Raw genomic sequence first — 18,795 nt, forward strand, 5'->3', positions numbered from 1 at the left:
AAAGGAGGGGTGGATGAGCCGTATCGTATCGAAAGTGGATCCGCGCGGGGCGGAGTTCGCCGCCAATGCGCAATGGATGCGCGGCCTGGTCGCGGATCTGGAAGAGAAAGTGGCCCGCGTGCAGCAAGGTGGAGGGGAAGAGGCACGGCGGCGACACACTGCTCGCGGCAAGCTGCTGCCGCGCGAGCGCGTCGAGCGCCTGCTCGACCCGGGCTCACCCTTTTTGGAGATCGGGCAGCTGGCCGCCTGGGGGATGTACGACGACGAAGCCCCGGGGGCCGGCATCGTGGCCGGCATCGGGCGGGTGCAGGGCGTGGAGTGCATGATCGTGGCCAACGACGCCACCGTCAAGGGCGGCACCTACTACCCGATCACGGTGAAGAAACACCTGCGGGCGCAGGAGATCGCGCAGCAGAATCGCCTGCCGTGCATCTACCTGGTCGACTCGGGCGGCGCCTACCTGCCGCTGCAAGACGAGGTCTTCCCCGACCGCGACCACTTCGGGCGCATCTTCTACAACCAGGCCAACATGTCGGCGCAGGGCATCCCGCAGATCTCGGTGGTGATGGGCTCGTGCACGGCGGGCGGGGCCTACGTGCCGGCGATGTCCGACGAGACCATCATCGTGCGCAACCAGGGCACCATCTTCCTGGGCGGGCCGCCGCTCGTGAAGGCGGCCACGGGCGAAGTGGTCACGGCCGAGGAGCTCGGCGGGGGCGACGTGCACACGCGCATCTCCGGTGTGGCCGACCACCTCGCCGAAAACGACGCGCACGCGCTCTATCTGGCGCGGCGCATCGTGGCGCATCTCAACGCGCGCAAGCCCGTGGATCTGTCGTGGCGCGAGGCCGAGGAGCCGGCCTACGATCCGCAGGAGCTCTACGGCGTGGTGCCGCAGGATACGCGCAAGCCCTACGACGTGCGCGAGGTGATCGCGCGGCTGGTCGACGGGTCGCGCTTCGACGAGTTCAAGGCGCGCTACGGCACCACCCTGGTGACCGGTTTTGCCGAACTCTACGGTTTCCCTCTGGGGATCGTGGCCAACAACGGCATCCTCTTCGGCGAATCGGCGCAGAAAGGGGCGCACTTCATCGAGCTGTGCGCCCAGCGCGGCATTCCGCTTCTTTTTCTGCAGAACATCACCGGCTTCATGGTGGGCAAGAAGTACGAGAATTCCGGCATCGCCAAGGACGGGGCGAAGATGGTCACGGCCGTGGCCACCGCCCAGGTGCCCAAATTCACCGTCATCATCGGCGGGTCGTTCGGCGCCGGCAACTACGGCATGTGCGGCCGGGCCTATTCGCCGCGCTTTTTGTGGACCTGGCCCAACAGCCGCATTTCCGTGATGGGCGGCGAGCAGGCCGCGAGCGTGCTGGCCACCGTGCGACGCGACGCGATCGAAGCCAAGGGCGGAACCTGGTCGCGCGAGGAAGAAGAAGCCTTCAAGGCGCCGATCCGCGAGCAGTACGAGCGCCAGGGGCACCCCTATTACGCCACGGCACGTCTGTGGGACGACGGCGTGATCGATCCGGCGCAGACGCGGCGCGTGCTGGGGCTGAGCCTGTCGGCGGCGCTCAACGCTCCCATCGCCGAGACGCGCTTCGGCCTGTTCCGCATGTAACGGAAAAATCGAGGAGGAGAGGAATGTACGAGACGCTGGTGATCGAGACGAGGGGGCCGGTGGCCACGGTATGGCTCAATCGCCCGGAGGTGCACAACGCCTTCAACGCCAAGGTGATCAAGGAGCTCACGGCCGCCTTCACGCGGCTCGATGCCGACGCGCAGGTGCGCGTGGTCGTGCTCGCCGGGCGCGGCAAGAGCTTTTCCGCCGGGGCCGATCTCAACTGGATGAAAGCGGCTGGTGCGGCTTCCTTCGAGGAAAACCTCGAAGACGCGCGGCGGCTCGCGCGCATGCTGTGGCAGATCGCGCATATGGGCAAGCCGACCATCGCGCGGGTGCACGGTGCGGCGCTGGGCGGCGGCATGGGGCTGGCGTGCGCCTGCGACCTCTGCATCGCTTCGCAGCGGGCGGTGTTCGCCACTTCCGAGGTGCGCTTCGGCATCATTCCTTCGGCGATCAGCCCCTACGTGATCCGGGCGATCGGCGTGCGTCAGGCGAAGCGCTATTTCCAGAGCGCCGAGCGCATCGACGCTACCCGGGCCTTTGCCCTGGGCCTGGCGCACGAGGTGGTGGAGGAAGAGGCGCTGGATGCCAAGATCGACGAGGTGGTGCAGGCGCTGCTCAGCGGCGGGCCCAAGGCACAGGCGGCGGCCAAGGAGCTCATCGACGCGGTGGCCGACCGTCCGCTCACGCCCGAGGTGCTCGAAGACACGGCGCAGCGCATCGCCCGCTTGCGCGCCACCGAGGAGGCGCGCGAAGGGCTGAGCGCCTTCCTGGAAAAACGTCCCGCTGCCTGGGTGCCGCGTCCTTGAGGAGGGAGCAATGTTCCAGAAGATTTTGATCGCCAACCGCGGCGAGATCGCCTGCCGCGTGATCGCCACGGCGCGGCGGCTCGGCATCGCCACGGTGGCGGTCTATTCCGACGCCGATCGCAACGCCCGCCACGTGCGGCTCGCCGACGAGGCCGTGTGGATCGGCCCGCCGCCGGCGCGCGAATCCTACCTCGACATCGAGCGCATCCTGGAGGCGGCGCGGCGTACCGGCGCCCAGGCCATTCACCCCGGCTATGGTTTCTTGTCGGAGAACGAGGCGTTTGCCCAGGCCTGCCTCGATGCTGGCATCGTCTTCATCGGCCCGCCGGTGGAGGCGATCCGCAAGATGGGCTCCAAGGCCGAGGCCAAGCGCCTGATGGAGGCTGCCGGCGTGCCGCTCACCCCCGGCTATCACGGCGAGGAGCAGGGGCCGGCCTACCTCTTCGAGCAGGCCATGCGCATCGGCTTTCCGGTGCTCATCAAGGCGAGTGCCGGCGGCGGGGGCAAGGGGATGCGGCGCGTCGACCGGCCGGAGGACTTCGCCGAGGCGCTCGAATCCTGCCGGCGCGAGGCGCGTTCGAGCTTCGGCGACGACCGGGTGCTGATCGAGAAGTACATCCTGCGGCCGCGGCACATCGAGATGCAGGTCTTCGGCGATGCCCACGGCCAGGTGATCCACCTCTACGAGCGCGATTGCTCGGTGCAGCGCCGCCACCAGAAGGTGCTGGAAGAGGCCCCGGCCCCCGGCATGACGCCGGAGCGGCGCGCCGCCATGGGCGAGGCGGCGGTGGCGGCGGCCAAGGCGGTGGGCTACGTCGGCGCGGGCACGATCGAATTCATCGTCGAGCCCTCCGGTGCCTTCTACTTCATGGAGATGAACACGCGGCTGCAGGTGGAGCACCCCGTCACCGAGATGATCACCGGGCTCGACCTGGTCGAATGGCAGCTGCGCGTGGCCGCCGGCGAACCGCTGCCGCTTGCCCAGGACCAGATTCCGCTCGAAGGGCACGCCATCGAGGCGCGCATCTATGCCGAGGATCCGGTCAAAGGCTTTCTGCCCTCGGTGGGGCGGCTCGTGCACCTGCAGCCGCCGCCCGAGAGCGTGTGGGTGCGGGTGGATACCGGCGTGGAGCAGGGCGACGAGATCACGCCCCATTACGATCCGATGATCGCCAAGCTCATCGTCTGGGGCGAGAACCGGGCACAGGCGCTCACGCGCATGCGGCAGGCGTTAGCGCAATATCGCATCGTCGGCGTGGCGAACAACGTCGAATTCCTGGGAAAACTGGTCGACTCTCCGGCCTTTCGCCAAGCGGATCTCGACACCGGTCTCATCGAGCGCGAATCGGCCTTCCTCTTCGGGGGGGCCGAAGAACCGCCGCCGGCGGCATGGTTCGCCGTCTCCTGCGCGGAACGCCTGGCCGAGGCGCGCCGCATGCAGGAATCCGCCCGCCGTGCACCCGACCCCACATCGCCCTGGCACGCCGTGGACGGCTGGCGCGTGAACGCGCCGGCGCTGCGGCGCTGGCAGTGGCGCGCCGGCGAGACGACGCGCCGCGTGCAGGCCCGTTGCCTGGGTGAGAAGCTGCAGCTGCAGCTCTTCGACGAGAAAGGCGAATCCGTGGCAAGCGCTACCGCCTGGGGCGCGATGCTGGGCGAGGACAGCCTGAGGCTCGAGCTCGACGGCCGGCGCACCACGGTCACGGCGGTGACCGCCGGCAGCCGGCGGCACGTCTTCCTCGACGGCCGCGCCTGGGTGTTCGACCTCTGTGGTCAGGAAGGAACGGAAGGCGCTGGCACCGGGGTGGATGCGGCAGGGCTCACCGCTCCCATGCCGGGGCGCGTGATCGCGGTGAAAGTCGAGCCGGGCGCGAAGGTCGCACGCGGGCAGACGCTGGTGGTGCTCGAAGCCATGAAAATGGAGCACGCCATCGTCGCGCCGGCCGACGGCATCGTCAAGGCGGTGCGCTTCGCCGTGGGCGAACAGGTGCCCGATGGGGCCGAGCTGGTCGACTTCGAACCGGTCAAGGAGGAAGCGTGATGGAAGGCCCCGCCAAGGTCACGCTCGTCGAAGTCGGGCCGCGCGACGGGCTGCAGAACGAGAAGACGCCGATCGCCCTCGAGCACAAGCTGGCGCTGATCGAGCGGCTCGCCGCCTGCGGCCTGAAGGTGATCGAGGCCACCGCCTTCGTCTCGCCCCAATGGGTGCCGCAGATGGCCGATCATGCCGAAGTGATGCGTGCCCTGCGCGGGCGCCGCCACCCCGGCGTGCGTCATCCGGTGCTCGTGCCTAATCTCAAGGGGCTGGAAGCGGCGTTCGCGGCCGGCGTCGACGAGATCGCCGTCTTCGGCGCCGCTTCCGAGACCTTCAGCCGCAAGAACATCAACTGCGGCATTGCCGAAGCGCTGGAGCGTTTCCGACCGGTGGTGGCACAGGCGCGCGCCGCCGGGGTGCGGGTGCGCGGCTACGTCTCCTGCGTGGTGGGCTGTCCCTACGAAGGGCCGGTGGCGCCGGAGAAGGTCGCGGAGGTCGCCGCCGCCCTCTTCGAGATGGGCTGCGAGGAGATCTCGCTGGGCGATACCATCGGCGTGGGCACGCCGCGGCAGGTGATCGCCCTGCTCGAAGCGGTGGCGCAGCGCGTGCCGCTCGAGCGGCTCGCCGGTCATTTCCACGACACCTACGGCATGGCGGTGGCGAACGTCTACGCCGCCTGGCGTTTTGGCGTGGCCACGTTCGACGCCTCCGTCGCCGGCCTGGGCGGCTGCCCCTACGCCAAGGGGGCCTCGGGCAACGTCGCCACCGAGGAGCTGGTCTATCTCTTCGACGGACTGGGCGTGGAGACGGGCGTGGATCTGAAAGCGCTCGTCGAGACTGCCTGGTGGGTGAGCGGGCTGCTCGGGCGCGAACCGGCCTCGCGCGTGGCCCGTGCGCTGGGCGGATCGTGCGCAGTGCCGCAGCCATGACGGTCGTGGCCTCGCCCTGCATCGGCGTGTGCCGGCTCGACGAGCGGGCCGGCTGGTGTGTCGGCTGCCTGCGCACGCGCGAGGAGATCGCCCTCTGGCGCGACGCGGACGAGGCCGAGCGCCGCCGCATCCTCGCGGCGGTGGCGCGGCGGCGCGCCGCGCTCGGTGAGGGAGAAGCGAACAGCCATGCGCTGGATGCGCCGAAGCTGGGCACCGCGCAATGCGGCGATCCGGCAGCGTCGTAGCGCGTTCGAGGCGTTCCATGGAACCCGAGTGCGTTGGCATTTGTACGATCGAAGACGGTGTATGCGTCGGCTGCGGTCGGCGCGTGTATGGCGAAGAGTCGGGGGAAACGATGACGACGCAGACTCTGCCCCAGGGAATGGTGGTGTTGCAGCGCGGCTGGCTCTCCTCGAACTCGGTGCTGCTGCGCGGTGCCGAGGGTTGGACGCTGGTCGACAGCGGCTACGTGACGAAAACGGAAGAGACGCTGGCGTTGCTCGACGCCGCGGTGGGCAGGGAGCCCATCGTGCGCCTGGTCAACACGCACTCGCATTCGGATCATCTGGGCGGCAACGCGGCGGTGGCGCGGCGTTTCGGCTGTCCCATCTGGGTGCCGGAGGGGCTGGCCGACCCGATCGGGCGCTGGGACGAAGCCGCCTTGCTGCTCTCCAATGCAGGGCAACAGGCCGAGCCCTTCTCCTATTCGGCCACCATCGCGGCCGGCGACACCGTGCCGATGGGCGAGTGGGAGTGGCGCGCGGTTTCCGTGCCGGGACACGACATGCACGCGCTCGCCTACTTCGAACCCTCGCACGGCGTGCTCATCAGCGGCGACGCCCTGTGGGAAGACGGTTTCGGCATCCTCTTTCCCTCCTTGCTCGGCCAGGCGGATGCCATCGCCGCGGCGCGGGAGGCGCTGGCGGCGATCGAACGCCTGCCGGTGCGTTGGGTGATCCCCGGGCACGGCGCCCCTTTTCGCGACGTGGCTGGAGCCCTGCAGCGCGCCTGGGGGCGGCTCGAAGCCTTCGCCAACGATCCCCGGCGCATCGCGCGCAACGCCCTGCGCGCCTGCGTCACCTTCACCCTGCTCGAACGGGGGCGCATGGAGGAAGAAGAACTACGCGCCACCTTGGCGGGGGTCGAACTCTTCCAGCGCGCCCTCGACTGGATCGAACTGACGCCCGACGAGGCAGTGCGCTGGCTGGGCGACGAGCTCGAACGCGCCGGGGCGATCCGCCGCGCCGCAGGGCAATGGCAGGCGATGCTGCCGGCGTGAGCACTCGGGAAGGAACGAGGTCCGTAGCGCCCTGCTGCTGGGGGTGATACCATCGCTCTTCGATGTCGAAAGACGGGTAGAGCCCGGTATGCTCAAACGCGAAGATCTCCGCAAGAACGCCGCCATCGCCGGGATCGAGGCGCGCGGGACCGTGCTTGTCGTCACATCCGGCTCGCTGGTCGGGCAGTGGCAGGATTTGCGACGGCGCACGCAAGGTGGACGTCTCCGACCGGTGACCAGCATCAACCTCGACCTCGGCGCGCTGCTTGCGCGTACTCCGCCCCCAGGCACGGTATGACGAATCACGAACGCTTCCACGAACGCTTCCACGAGCGCTGCCAAGATTTCCTCAAGGCCACCGAGCGGCTCGCCGAAGCCTGCGCCCAGCCGTACTCGGAATTCCTCCGCGACTCGGTCATCCAACGTTTCGAATTCTGCTGGGAGCTCGCATGGAAGGTCCTGCGACTCAAACTGCTCGAGGAGGGAATCGAGGCACTGACGCCCCGCGAAGTCTTCCGTGAGGCCCTGGCCGCGAGGCTGCTGCACGATGGCAACGCCTGGAGCCAAGCCCAGCGCATGCGCAACCTCACCAGCCACACCTACGACGAATCCTTGGCCGAAGAAGTCTATCGTTTCGTCTGCCGCACGGGGTTGCCCCTTTTTCAGGAACTCGCGCAGCAGGTGCGTCGATGGTCGTCGCAGTGACCGACCTGTCGGGCCTCGCCGACGAGATCCTCGACGACCTGCGCCGCGTCTTCGCCCGCCATCCTACGATCGAGGAAGTACGCCTCTTCGGTTCCCGCGCCAAGGGAATGCATCGTCCCGGCTCCGACATCGATCTGGCCGTTTTCGCCCCCTCGATGAGCGAGGAGGAATTCTCCGCCCTGTGGAACGAGATCGACGAACTCCCCATCCTCTTCAAGATCGACCTCCTGCACTGGGATCGCCTCGCCAATACGGCCCTCAAGGATAAAATCCGCCGGGAGGGGAGGCGCATTTACCCGTAACGGACGCCATGATCCCTGAGCGGAGGTGGGGGCGTATCGCCATACGCGGCTGAATCGTCGAGGAGGATCCAATGCGCATCATCCTGGTGAGCGGGCTTTCGGGCTCCGGTAAGACGGTGGGCCTGCGGGCGCTGGAAGACGCCGGGTTCGTGGCCATCGACAACCTGCCGGTGGCCTTTCTCGCGCCGGTGGTCGAGCACCTGGCGAGGCAGGCGGTGGCGCAGGTGGCGATCGCCATCGACGCGCGCACCGGCGGGTTGGAGGCGCTTCCCGGCACGCTCGAGCGCCTGGCGGAACAGGGGCATCGCGTCGATCTGCTCTTTCTGGAAGCGCGCGACGGGGTGCTGCTCGAGCGCTTCTCCGAGACGCGGCGCACGCATCCGCTGGCGCGCGAAGGACGGCCCCTGGTGGAGGCGATCGCGCTCGAGCGCGAGGTGCTGGGGCCGCTGTCGCAGCGGGCGCATCGCATCGACACGAGCGACCTCTCGGCCGGAATGCTACGCGCGTGGATCCGCGAGTTCGTCTTTGCCGGACAGGGCGGCTGGCTCACCCTCACTTTCGAGTCCTTCGGTTATAAGCACGGCGTGCCGCTCGATGCGGATCTGGTGTTCGACGCGCGATGTCTGCCCAATCCTTACTACGACAAGGCGCTGCGGCCGCTCACCGGGCGTGACGAGCCGGTGGTGCGCTGGCTGGAGGCCATTCCCGAGGTGGAGGCGATGTTTGCCGAGATCGCCGGTTTTCTCGATCGCTGGTTGCCGTGCTACGAGCGTGAGCATCGTGCCTATCTCACGGTGGCGGTGGGCTGCACCGGCGGGCAGCATCGCTCGGTGTATCTGGTGGAGCGCCTGGGGCGGGCGTTCGCGGCGCGCGGCCGTGTGCTGGTGCGCCACCGCGACTGCCCGGCCGTGCTTTCTGCCTGAGGGGGCGTTCCGCTCAGGCGGCATGCGGCGGCAGCGCCGCCTCGCCCAGCAGCCGCGCGGCGGTGAGCAGGTTCTCGGTGATGCGGCGCACGTAGGCCGTGTCGTTCATCATCGAGGTGGCCTCTTCCGGCGAGAGTTCGCCGTTTTTCAGCCATTCTTCCAGCAGGCCGTTGGCCAGCGGGTCGAGCTGCGCCAGCGAGGTGTGGGTGACCAGCGTGAGCTCGGCGGCACTGCCGTCGCAGCCCGGTTCCCGCGGCAGATGGGCGATGGCGTAGAGCGTCTCGACGAGGTGGCGGCGGTAGCGCAGGTACTGCCGCTGCACGATGGAGTTGGGGTGCTGCAGGCCGGGAACGAGATTCTTCTGCAGGTGCTTGGTGTCCTTGACCGCTTCCTGGATGGCGGCGCTCGCCTGAAGGATATGCTGCAGTTTGGCCGCCAAGGGAGCGGGCGGCGCGAGGCGCGCGGCGAAGTCTACGATGAGCCCGGAGAGCGGCTTGATCCGCGCCCGGTAGAGACCGTCGATGTCGATCGTATGAACCCGCGCGGGTGGGTGGTCGAGCTCGTGCGGATCTTCTCCGGCGCGCATGGCCTTGGGGTCGACCTGCATCACCAGGGCGATGAGGTCGATCGCCCGGTCGAACAGGCGCCAGGTTTCCTTGCGCAGCGATTCGATCGCCACGTCGGGCGTCTTGAGCTGGGTCGGCGAGAGGTATTTTGGAGCGGTCAGGGCCGGGGTCGTGTCGGGCAAGAGGCGCTGGAGCAGCCGCAGGAAGCGTGAGAGGTTCGGCAGCGCGAGGCACACGCCCACGGCGTTGAAGAAGGTATGGAAGAAGGCAAGCTGCAGCAGCGCATCGTCTTCCGGCAGGCCGAGCAGCCTGGCACCGAGCCGCGTGCCGGTGCGAAAGAGGGGGAAGGCGGCTAGAGCCAGCACAGCGGCGAAGAGGTTGAAGAAGAAATGCCCGAGGGCGAGCCGTTTGGCCGCGACGTCGGCGCCGATCGCGCCGAGCAGGGCCGTGGCGGTGCTGCCGATGTTGGCCCCGATCGCGATGGCGAGCGCGTTGTCGAATCCGATCTGGCCGGACGCAAGTGCGGCCACCGTGAGCAGCATGGTCGCGTGGCTCGATTGCATCACCACCGTGGCAAGGGTGCCGACCGCGGTGTAGGTCAAAAGCCCGGCGTACCCCGGCGGGGCATAGGCGCGCAGGTCGAACTGCTGCTGAAAGAGCTCGGAGCCGATCTTCAGGTAATGGATGCCGAAGAGGATCAGCCCCAGGCCGATGAGGATGTGGCCCGTGGCCGCGAAAGCGCGTTCACGCGAAAAGCGCAGCACCATGCCGAGCGAGACGAAGGGCAGCGCGTAGCGTGCGAGATCGAGCGAGGCCCCCAGCGTGGCGAAAATCCAGGTGCCCGTGGTGGTGCCGATGTTGGCCCCCAGGATGAGCGCGAGTCCGCTGTTCAAGGAGATCATCTTCGCCGAGACGAAAGACATGGTCATTAGCGAGACGATGCCGCTCGACTGGGTCGCGACGGTGGCGAAAAAGCCGAAAACGAGGCCGCCGAGGGTGCTGCGGGTGCTGGTGCGCACCAGCGTTTCGAGCCCGCTGCCGGCCAGCGCCCTGACGCCATCTTCGAGCGAGCGCATGCCCAGCAGGAAGAGGGCCAGGCCGGCGGCGATCTCGTTGGCGGTGGCGCTATTGACGAGCCACCAGCCGAGCAGCCCCAAGAGGAGCAGGCGCGGCAGGTTGCGCGCCCAGGCCGGCCACAGCGCGATCGGCTTCATCGGCGCGAGGGCGGGGGGACGAGCAGCCGTCCGCCGCGGCGCCGCACGGCTTGCGCCGCGTAGGGGTGGGTGCTTTGGTGGGCGTGGCAGATGGCGCAGGCGAGCGCATCGGCCGCGTCCGGCCCCGGGGTGGCATCGAGGCCGAGCAGCCGCGTCACCATTTCCTGCACCTGCACCTTGTCGGCCTTGCCGTAGCCGACCACGGCCTGTTTCACCTGCAGCGCCGTGTATTCATGCACCGCGGTGCCGCCGAGCAAGGCCGCGCAGAGCACGGCGCCGCGCGCCTGTCCCAGGAGCAGGGTCGATTGGGGGTTGAGATTGACGAAGACTTTTTCGACGGCGGCCTCGGTCGGCCGGTAGGTGGCGATGAGCTCGTCCACGCCGCGAAAGAGGGTGGCGAGCCGCTCGGGCAGGGTGCCTTCGCCGCTGCGGATGCAGCCGCTGGCCACATAGGCGAACCGGGTACCGTGCCGCTCGATGACGCCGAAGCCCGTGATGCGCAGCCCCGGGTCGAGGCCGAGGATGCGCACCGCCGTCATGGCTCCTCTTCGTCGAAGACGGCCGAAGTGTAGACCGCCTGCACGTCGTCGAGCGATTCGAGGGCGTCGATGAGCTTGCGCATCTTGGCGGCGTCTTCGCCCGTGAGCTCGATCTCGTTGAGCGGCTTCCACACCGCTTCGGCCACTTCCGGGGTGAAACCGGCCGCTTCCAGCGCCGCGCGGATGCGCTCGAGCTCGAAAGGCGGGGTGATGACCTCGATCGAGCCGTCCTCGTTGGTGATGACGTCCTCGGCCCCGGCTTCCAGCGCCGCTTCGAGCAGCGCATCTTCGTTCGTGCCAGGGGCGAAGATCATCTGGCCGCAGTGCTTGAACTGGAAGGCGACGCAGCCCTCGGTGCCGAGGTTGCCGCCATGCTTGCTGAAGGCGTGGCGCACTTCGGCCACGGTGCGGGTGCGGTTGTCGGTGATGCAGTCGACGAGCACCGCCGCGCCGCCCGGGCCGTAGCCTTCGTAGCGGATCTCTTCGTAGCTCACCCCCTCGAGCTCGCCGGTGCCGCGCTTGATGGCCCGCTCGATGTTCTCGGAGGGCATGTTGTGCTCTTTGGCTTTGTCGATGGCGGCGCGCAGACGGGGGTTGAAGTTGGGGTCGCCGCCGCCGTTGCGCGCGGCCACGGTGATCTCGCGGATGAGCCGGGTGAAGATCTTGCCGCGTTTGGCGTCCTGCCGTTCTTTGCGGAAACGGATGTTCGCCCATTTGGAATGGCCAGCCATTGCCTCTCCTGCCGCGTTGCGATTGAGTTTGCACCTTTGGCCAATTATACTGTGCGATCCCCTTTCCCCGGCGTGAGCGCAATGAATCCGGCAGAACGCAACCGTCGTCGTCTCGAGTGGTTGAGGCTCCACGTCTTCGGTCCCGTCTACTGGTCACGGGGAGAGGATTTGGTGCAACGGGATAGGGTGCGCTCCTATGAGTTTTCTGGCGACGAGCAGCATTGGCACATCGAGGGCCGGGTTCAGGGAACGCAGCGTTCTCCTTACGTGCAGCATATCGATATATCATGGGACGAAGAAAGCGACGTCAAACCTTCGTCCATTGAATGTTCCTGTACCTGCCCCATCGGTGAGGCGTGCAAGCACTGTGCGGCGCTGCTCATCGAGTTCGCCGGGCGGCTTGCAGAGCGGGAGGCTGCCAGGGGGCAAGAGGTCGAGGTGCCAGGTTCCGGAAATCCCCTCCCCCCCTCGGAGGAAGAGGGACGGATCCACTTGGGCGAGCTGGTCGAGCTCATGCTCGGCAACCGGTCTCTTTCGCCGGACAAGGAAGGCGTGTCTGCCGCAGTCGCGCGAATCGCCAAGGACCAGGAGGCCAAGCGCTCCCCGGCCATGCGCTGGATCGAGGAGACGGCCCGCCAGCGCCGTCTGCGCCACGAGCCGCACCCTTACCCGGGGCCGGACCAGCAGCCGCCGGAGCGCATCCTCTACGACGTGCGGCTCGACGAGCGCCGCGGCCTCTTCGGCTGGAATGCCTTTCTCACCCGTCCCTACAAGCGCGATCCGCGCCGCTTCGTCGCCGGCAAGCCCGTCGATCTGCTCACGGTCTACTACCATCGGGAAATCTATGAGGCGCTCACCGTCGCCGATCTGATGGGGCTGGCGGTGGCGTCGATGCACGGTCCTCCGCGTACCTGGCTGGGTGCGGCCTTTGCCGCCATCGTCCAGAGCGGACGCGCCTGTCTTGGATCGCACACGGAGGGCGTCTTCCTGCGCTGGGGCGAGCCAAGGCGCTTGCTGTGGCTATGGCGCGAGACGGCGCGCGGGGCATTCCAGGGCGTGTGGCACGTGGAGGGCAATGGCGAGGCGGGCATCGTGCCGCTGCGCTTCATGCTGCCCTGGCACTATTTCGAGCGCAAGACCCATACCGTGGGGCCACTGATCCTGCCTGAGGGAGTGGAATGGGCCGACGTCGAGCGGCTCGACGCCTTGCCGCCGGTGCCGCAGGCGGAAGCGCCGGTGTTCGCGCGGCGCTGGAGCGAGCTCTTCGGCGAAGCATTGCCGGCTCCGGCCCCCGTGGCGACGGTGCGGGTCGAGGAACCCGCGCACTTTCGCCTCGTCCTGTGGCGCGACGAGCAAGGAAAACGGCGCATCCGTCCCGAAGTGCGCTACGGCGAAGTCGCGGTCGATGCCCAGGGGCGGGTGCATCATCCGTTCGGGGACGAGGTGCGCCTCGAGCTGCCGCACCGTTCCGTGGCCCGGGAGAAGCAGTGGTTCGGCACGGTGCGGGTGCTGCTGGAGCCGCTGCGGATGGCGCTCGCCTGGCCCGATTTCACCGAATACGAGGCGCAGGCCGAATCCCCCCTGCTGTGGCACGAGCTGCGCGAGCGGCTCGAAGCCGGGGTGCTGGGCGAGTTCTCGCCCGAGATCGAGGTGGGGGACGATTTCTGGCCGCAGGAGTGGGAGGCGAGCACGGCGGAAGTGGAACTCGCCCAGGCCGACGAAGGAGGCGACTGGTTCGCGTTCGACGCCAAGGTGAAAGCGGGCGAGCGCGAGATCGACCTCACGGAGCTCGCGGCGGAGGTCTTCGAGCGCTATGGCGAGGACGACTGGCCGGAGAAAATCGTCTATCCCTTTCCGGAAGAAGACGCCTGTGCGGTGGTGCCGCTCGAGCCGATCGCACCCATCCTGAAGCTGACGCTGGAATTGCTGCGGCGCGAACCGCGGCGCGAGGGGCCGGTGCGGCTGTCGCGCTACGATTTTTCCCTGCTGCGCGAGCTGCCGCCCGGAACCTTGGCCCAGATCCAGGCACCGACGCTGTCGGCCATGCTCGAAGAGCTGGAGCGCTACGGCGGCCCCATGCCGGTGGAGGAACCGCCGGGCTTGCAGGCGCAGATGCGGCCCTACCAGCGCACGGGCCTGGCCTGGCTGCAGTTCTGGCGCCGGCATCGCCTGCACGGGATCCTGGCCGACGACATGGGGCTGGGCAAGACGCTGCAGGCGCTCGCGCATCTCTTGGCGGAAAAGCGCGCCGGCCGGCTCGAGCAACCGGCGCTGGTGGTGGCGCCCACGAGCCTCGTGGGCAACTGGGCGCGCGAGGCGGCGCGCTTCACCCCCGATTTGCGCGTGCTCGTCTGGCACGGGGCGCAGCGGCGCGAACGGCTCGAGTCGATTCCCGGCCACGATCTCGTCATCACCACCTACCCGCTCGTGTGGCGCGACGTGGAGCTCCTGCGCCCGCAGGCGTGGTCGGTGATGATCCTCGACGAAGCGCAGATGATCAAGAATCCGCGGGCGCAGATCTCGCAGCACGTGCGCAAGTTTCGCGCCGAGCAGCGCCTGTGCCTGACCGGCACGCCGATGGAGAACCATCTCGGCGAGCTGTGGTCCCTCTTCGATTTCCTCATGCCGGGCTTTCTCGGCTCGCTCGAGACCTTCAACCGCTGGTATCGCCATCCGATCGAGCAGGAGGGCGACGCGGCGCGTCTCGAGCATCTGCGCCGGCGCATCCGCCCGTTCCTGCTGCGGCGCACGAAGGCAGAGGTGGTGGCGGAACTGCCGCCCAAGACCGAGATCGTGCAGACCGTGACGCTGGGCGAGAAGCAGGCCAAGGTCTACGAGGCGATCCGGCTGACCATGCAGGAGCGCGTGCGCCGGGCGCTGGCCGAAAAGGGGCTTGCCCGCAGCCAGATCACGGTGCTCGATGCGCTCCTCAAACTACGGCAGGTGTGCTGCGATCCCACGCTGGTCGACCTGCCGCAGGCGCGCCAGGTGAAGGAATCGGCCAAGCTCGACTGGCTGCGCGAGACCCTGCCCGAACTCGTCGAAGAGGGGCGGCGCATCCTCATCTTTTCCCAGTTCGTGCAGATGCTCGAGCGCATCGAGCCGGTGCTCGCCGAGCTGAAAATCCCTTACGTGAAGCTCACCGGCAGCACGCGCCGGCGCGACGAGGTGATCGATCGCTTCCGCCAGGGCGAAGCGCCGGTCTTCCTCATCAGCCTCAAGGCGGGCGGCGTGGGCTTGAACCTCACCGAGGCCGACACGGTGATCCTCTTCGACCCCTGGTGGAACCCGGCGGTGGAGGAACAGGCGATCGATCGTACGCACCGCATCGGTCAGGACAAGCCGGTCTTCGTCTATAAACTCATCGCAGCCAATACGGTCGAAGAAAAAATGCTGGAGATGCAGGCGCGCAAACGCACGCTTGCCGAAGGCACGCTGGAGACGGGCGAGGCGGGCGGGTTTGCGCTCACCGAAGAAGACGTGGCGGCACTGCTGTCTTCTTCGCCCGTGGAAGCTTGACGACAGGAGCAAGGACGATGCAACAACGCTACGAAGTGAAAGGGATGAGCTGCGCGCACTGCGAGAAGGCCGTGGCCGAGGCGCTGAAGAAGGTACCGGGCGTGACGCGCGTCGTCTCGGTGAGCCGGGAGCGCGAAGAAGTGGTGATCGAAGGCGATCCGAGCCCGCAGGCGGTGATCGAGGCGATCCTCGAAGAGGGCTATGACGCAAGACTCGCCTGATTCCGCGCCCGCCGCCGAGGCCGAGCTCGAACTGGGCATCCGCGGCATGACCTGCGCTGCCTGCGTGCGGCGCATCGAGCGGGCTCTGCTGCGGCTGCCGGGCGTGCGCCAGGCGAGCGTCAATCTGGCGCTCGAGCGCGCCACGCTGCGCTACGACCCGAGCCGCGTCGACGAGGCCGCCATCCGGCGCGCCATCCGCGAACTCGGCTACGAGCCGGTGCCGCGGGCGTCACAGTCTTCCGCCGACGAGGAAGACGAGGCCGCGCGCGCGGCGCGGCGCCGGGTGCTTTGGGCCGTAGGGCTCGCGGTGCCGCTCGTGCTGCTCGCCATGGGGCCGATGCTGCCGGGCGGAGAAGCGCTCTTTGCCCGCCTCGCCCCGATGTGGCTGTGGCAGGCGCTGCAGGCGGCGCTCTCCTCGCTCATCCTCTTTGCCTGCGGCGCGCCGCTGCTGCGCGCCGGCTGGTCGGAACTGCGCCACGGCGCCCCGGCGATGAACGCCCTCGTCCTGCTGGGGGCCGGCGCCGCCTGGGGCTATTCGCTGCTCGCCTGGCTCGCGCCGGGGATCTTCCCGCCAGGCAGCGCGCATCTGTATTTCGAATCGGCCGGAGTCATCGTCGCCCTGATCCTGCTCGGGCGCATGCTGGAGGCGCGCGCCCGCGGCCGGGCATCCCGCGCCATCTCGCGCCTGCTGCGGCTGCAGCCGCGCACGGCACGGGTTTTGCGCGAAGACGGCTCGGTGTGGGAATTGCCTGTCGAGGAACTGCGCCCCGGCGACCGGGTGCAGGTGCGCCCGGGCGAGCGCCTTCCCGCCGACGGCATCGTGCGCGAGGGAGCGGGCTGGGTCGACGAGTCCATGCTCACCGGCGAACCGCTGCCGGTGGAAAAGCGCCCCGGCGATCGGGTGGTCGGCGGCAGCGTGCTCACTTCCGGCGGCTTCGCCATGGAGGTGACCGAAGTCGGCCGCGAGACGCTGCTTGCGCGCATCATCGCGCTGGTCGAACGGGCGCAAGCCGAGAAGCCGCCCATCCAGGCGTTCGCCGACCGCGTGGCCGGCGTTTTCGTGCCGCTGGTGCTCGCCGTGGCCGCGCTCACCTTTGCCCTCTGGCTGGCCTTCGGTCCCGAACCGCGGCTCTCCTACGCTTTCGTCACTGCAGTGAGCGTGCTGCTCATCGCCTGCCCCTGCGCGATGGGGCTCGCCACGCCCGTCGCCCTCATGGTCGCCACGGGGCGGGGGGCGGAATGCGGCATCCTCGTGCGCCGCGGCGCCGCCTTGGAGCGGCTCGCCGCGATCGACACCGTGGTTTTCGACAAGACGGGCACGCTCACCGCCGGGCGACCGGCGCTGGTGGAAGCGTGCTGGAATGCGCCGGGCGAGGCGCGGCAGTGGCTGCTGCGCGTGGCCGCACTGGAAAAAGCAAGCGAGCATCCGATTGCCGGCGCCCTGCTCGCGGCCGTGGGCGAGGTGCCGCTGCCGCCGGCCGAGGAGGTCGAACCGGTGGCGGGCGGCGGCATCCGCGGCCGCGTCGAAGGGTTGCGGCTCGCGGTGGGTTCGCGCCGCTTCCTGGAGAAGGAGGTGGGAACGCGGGCGCCGGATGCGGCGTTGGCGTCCTGGGCCGAGGCGCAGGCCGGCGAAGGAAGAACGCTCGTGTGGGTGGCGGCCGACGGCGTTCCCGTGGGGGTGCTGGCGTTTGCCGATCCGCTCAAGCCCACGAGCGCGGCGGCGGTGGCCGAACTCCATGCGCTCGGCCTGCGCGTGGCGCTTCTTTCCGGCGATTTGCGCCGCAGCGTGGAGGCAGTGGCCCGGGCGCTCGCCATCGAGGAAGTTCGCGCCGAGGTGCGCCCCGAAGAAAAGGCCGAGGCGCTGCGTCAATGGCAGGCCCAGGGGCGGCGGCTCGCCTTCGTGGGCGATGGCATCAACGACGCGCCGGCGCTCGCCCAGGCCGACGTGGGCATCGCCATGGGCACCGGTACCGACGTGGCGATCGAGACCGGCGACGTGGTGCTCATGCGCGGCGACCCGGCCGCCGTGCCGCAGGCCGTGCGCCTTGCACGCGCCACGCGTCGCACCATCGCCTGGAATTTCGTCTGGGCCTACGGCTACAACGTGGTGCTCATTCCGCTCGCGGCTGGCATCTTCCACCCCTGGACCGGCTGGCTGCTCGACCCCATGCTCGCCGCCGCGGCCATGAGCCTCTCCAGTCTCTTCGTGGTGACCCACTCGCTGCGCCTGCGCCGGGCGATATGAGCGCCATCGACCTGGTGCTCTTCGGCGCCTTCGACCGGCACAATTACGGCGACCTGCTGCTTGCCCGGCTCGCCGCCGAGTCCGCCGGCGGGCGCAGTGTGCACTTCGCTGGCCTGCGCGCCTGGGATGCGCGTTCCGTGGCCGGATTCGCGGTGCACCCCCTGCCCGAAGTGATCGCGGACCTGAAGCAAGGCTACGACCTGTACCACGTCGGCGGCGAGATCCTCGATTGCGACGCCTGGACCGCAGCGGTGATGCTGCTCGACGAAGAAAGTGCCGCACGGGCGATCGCCTGCTTCGATGCCGACCCCTGCGCCCGCCGCCGCGAGGCGGTGCGTCGGTTGGGCACGCACCGGCCGCTACCCTACGTGCTGCGCCGAGGGGACGCCCCCGGAGTGCGACGCCTCGGTTTTGCTCCCTGCGGCGGCACGGGGTTCGACGCATTGCCGCGCAGCGTGCAGCGCGCCGCGCTCGCGGCACTCGCCGCGGCGGACGAAGCGCGCGTGCGCGATGCCCGCACCCGAGCGCTCTTTGCCCGCCAGGGGCTTTCCCTGCCGCTCGCGCCGGACCCCGCCGAGGGGCTTGCCGCCTCGAATCTGGCAGCGGCGCTCGAAACGCATGCCGCCGGCTGGCGCGCACGGCTCGGTGCCTATCGCCTGGTGCAGTTCGCTGCTGAATGCGCCACCGACCCGTGGCTCGCGGCGCTCGCCGCCTGGCTGGAAGCAGGCCGCGAAGCAGGCGAGTGCTTCGCCCTCGTGCGTGCCGGCGCCGCCCCGTGGCACGACACGCTAGAAGCGCTCGAGCGCCTGTCCCGCTTCCTATCGCCGTCGAACCGGGCGGCGCTGCGCCTGATCGACGAGCTCCGGCTGGAGGCAATCGGCGGGCTCGCTGCCGGGGCGGTGGAAGTCTGTGCCACCAGCCTGCATCTGCTGCTCACGGCCCGCGCCTTCGGGGTGCCGGCCGTGGCGCTGGAACGGGAGCCGCACGCTGCGCGCAAGCTGCGCGCCTATTTCGGCACCTGGCACCCGGAGCAAACCTTCTGGGCGCCGGGTGTCGCCTCAGGGCCATCGCACTCGAATGACATGCATTTCCTGAAAATTTTCAGAAAAGTCGTTCACGTTCAATAGGTTATGCAGCCATCTTGTGAACCCTCT

General features: G+C 68.8%; 17 protein-coding genes. 14 read left to right on the forward strand and 3 right to left on the reverse strand.

Annotated features, from left to right (window positions below; all coding sequences use genetic code 11):
• Positions 1 to 13 precede the first annotated feature (13 nt).
• From ASC37_RS04260 to rapZ, 10 genes are all read left to right on the forward strand, one after another.
• A complete protein-coding gene (locus tag ASC37_RS04260; RefSeq protein WP_055423173.1) occupies positions 14 to 1,621 on the forward strand; it encodes a carboxyl transferase domain-containing protein in 1,608 nt (535 codons plus the stop codon).
• A 23-nt stretch (positions 1,622 to 1,644) separates the two neighbouring features.
• Positions 1,645 to 2,433 (forward strand): enoyl-CoA hydratase/isomerase family protein, encoded by a 789-nt coding sequence (locus ASC37_RS04265; RefSeq protein ID WP_055423174.1) that lies wholly within the window; start codon positions 1,645 to 1,647, stop codon positions 2,431 to 2,433.
• A 10-nt stretch (positions 2,434 to 2,443) separates the two neighbouring features.
• The gene (locus ASC37_RS04270) at positions 2,444 to 4,474 is read left to right on the forward strand and encodes an acetyl-CoA carboxylase biotin carboxylase subunit (RefSeq protein WP_055423175.1); all 2,031 of its coding nucleotides are present in this window, start codon (positions 2,444 to 2,446) and stop codon (positions 4,472 to 4,474) included.
• On the forward strand, positions 4,474 to 5,397 hold the full coding sequence (locus ASC37_RS04275; RefSeq protein WP_055423176.1) for a hydroxymethylglutaryl-CoA lyase: 924 nt from the start codon (positions 4,474 to 4,476) through the stop codon (positions 5,395 to 5,397). Before ASC37_RS04270 ends, ASC37_RS04275 begins: the two co-directional genes overlap by 1 nt.
• Positions 5,376 to 5,642 carry a DUF1289 domain-containing protein gene (locus ASC37_RS04280; RefSeq protein ID WP_198288999.1) on the forward strand — a complete coding sequence of 89 codons (267 nt, stop codon included), beginning with the start codon at positions 5,376 to 5,378 and terminating at the stop codon, positions 5,640 to 5,642. Before ASC37_RS04275 ends, ASC37_RS04280 begins: the two co-directional genes overlap by 22 nt.
• Positions 5,643 to 5,752: 110 nt before the next feature.
• The gene (locus ASC37_RS04285) at positions 5,753 to 6,676 is read left to right on the forward strand and encodes an MBL fold metallo-hydrolase (protein WP_055423178.1); all 924 of its coding nucleotides are present in this window, start codon (positions 5,753 to 5,755) and stop codon (positions 6,674 to 6,676) included.
• A gap of 88 nt (positions 6,677 to 6,764) precedes the next feature.
• Positions 6,765 to 6,974, forward strand: coding sequence for a hypothetical protein (locus tag ASC37_RS04290; RefSeq protein WP_055423179.1), 210 nt, complete (start codon positions 6,765 to 6,767; stop codon positions 6,972 to 6,974).
• Positions 6,971 to 7,381 carry an HI0074 family nucleotidyltransferase substrate-binding subunit gene (locus ASC37_RS04295; RefSeq protein ID WP_055423180.1) on the forward strand — a complete coding sequence of 137 codons (411 nt, stop codon included), beginning with the start codon at positions 6,971 to 6,973 and terminating at the stop codon, positions 7,379 to 7,381. The genes ASC37_RS04290 and ASC37_RS04295 overlap by 4 nt, the downstream gene beginning before the upstream one ends.
• On the forward strand, positions 7,366 to 7,683 hold the full coding sequence (locus ASC37_RS04300; RefSeq protein ID WP_055423181.1) for a nucleotidyltransferase family protein: 318 nt from the start codon (positions 7,366 to 7,368) through the stop codon (positions 7,681 to 7,683). Before ASC37_RS04295 ends, ASC37_RS04300 begins: the two co-directional genes overlap by 16 nt.
• A 71-nt stretch (positions 7,684 to 7,754) precedes the next feature.
• A complete protein-coding gene (gene rapZ / locus ASC37_RS04305; protein WP_055423182.1) occupies positions 7,755 to 8,606 on the forward strand; it encodes an RNase adapter RapZ in 852 nt (283 codons plus the stop codon).
• 13 nt (positions 8,607 to 8,619) lie between these two features.
• Here the strand turns inward: rapZ and ASC37_RS04310 are convergent, their stop codons facing one another.
• From ASC37_RS04310 to ASC37_RS04320, 3 genes are read right to left on the reverse strand one after another with little or no spacing between them, the layout of a single operon-like run.
• Complete coding sequence (locus ASC37_RS04310; RefSeq protein ID WP_055423183.1) at positions 8,620 to 10,386, reverse strand: Na/Pi cotransporter family protein; 1,767 nt, start codon at positions 10,384 to 10,386, stop codon at positions 8,620 to 8,622.
• On the reverse strand, positions 10,383 to 10,925 hold the full coding sequence (gene ruvC / locus ASC37_RS04315) for a crossover junction endodeoxyribonuclease RuvC (RefSeq protein ID WP_055423184.1): 543 nt from the start codon (positions 10,923 to 10,925) through the stop codon (positions 10,383 to 10,385). The genes ASC37_RS04310 and ruvC overlap by 4 nt, the downstream gene beginning before the upstream one ends.
• Positions 10,922 to 11,656 carry a YebC/PmpR family DNA-binding transcriptional regulator gene (locus ASC37_RS04320; protein ID WP_055423185.1) on the reverse strand — a complete coding sequence of 245 codons (735 nt, stop codon included), beginning with the start codon at positions 11,654 to 11,656 and terminating at the stop codon, positions 10,922 to 10,924. Before ASC37_RS04320 ends, ruvC begins: the two co-directional genes overlap by 4 nt.
• A gap of 171 nt (positions 11,657 to 11,827) precedes the next feature.
• Here ASC37_RS04320 and ASC37_RS04325 point away from each other — a divergent pair, with 171 nt between their 5' ends.
• From ASC37_RS04325 to ASC37_RS04340, 4 genes are read left to right on the forward strand one after another with little or no spacing between them, the layout of a single operon-like run.
• Complete coding sequence (locus tag ASC37_RS04325) at positions 11,828 to 15,175, forward strand: DEAD/DEAH box helicase (protein WP_141654648.1); 3,348 nt, start codon at positions 11,828 to 11,830, stop codon at positions 15,173 to 15,175.
• Between the two features lie 17 nt (positions 15,176 to 15,192).
• Positions 15,193 to 15,396, forward strand: coding sequence for a heavy-metal-associated domain-containing protein (locus tag ASC37_RS11490; protein ID WP_055423187.1), 204 nt, complete (start codon positions 15,193 to 15,195; stop codon positions 15,394 to 15,396).
• Positions 15,377 to 17,641, forward strand: coding sequence for a heavy metal translocating P-type ATPase (locus ASC37_RS04335; RefSeq protein WP_055423188.1), 2,265 nt, complete (start codon positions 15,377 to 15,379; stop codon positions 17,639 to 17,641). The genes ASC37_RS11490 and ASC37_RS04335 overlap by 20 nt, the downstream gene beginning before the upstream one ends.
• The gene (locus ASC37_RS04340; protein WP_055423189.1) at positions 17,638 to 18,768 is read left to right on the forward strand and encodes a polysaccharide pyruvyl transferase family protein; all 1,131 of its coding nucleotides are present in this window, start codon (positions 17,638 to 17,640) and stop codon (positions 18,766 to 18,768) included. Before ASC37_RS04335 ends, ASC37_RS04340 begins: the two co-directional genes overlap by 4 nt.
• The last annotated feature ends 27 nt before the right edge of the window (positions 18,769 to 18,795 follow it).

This window comes from Tepidiphilus thermophilus, from assembly GCF_001418245.1.
In the GTDB taxonomy this organism is placed as follows: Bacteria; Pseudomonadota; Gammaproteobacteria; order Burkholderiales; family Rhodocyclaceae; genus Tepidiphilus; species Tepidiphilus succinatimandens.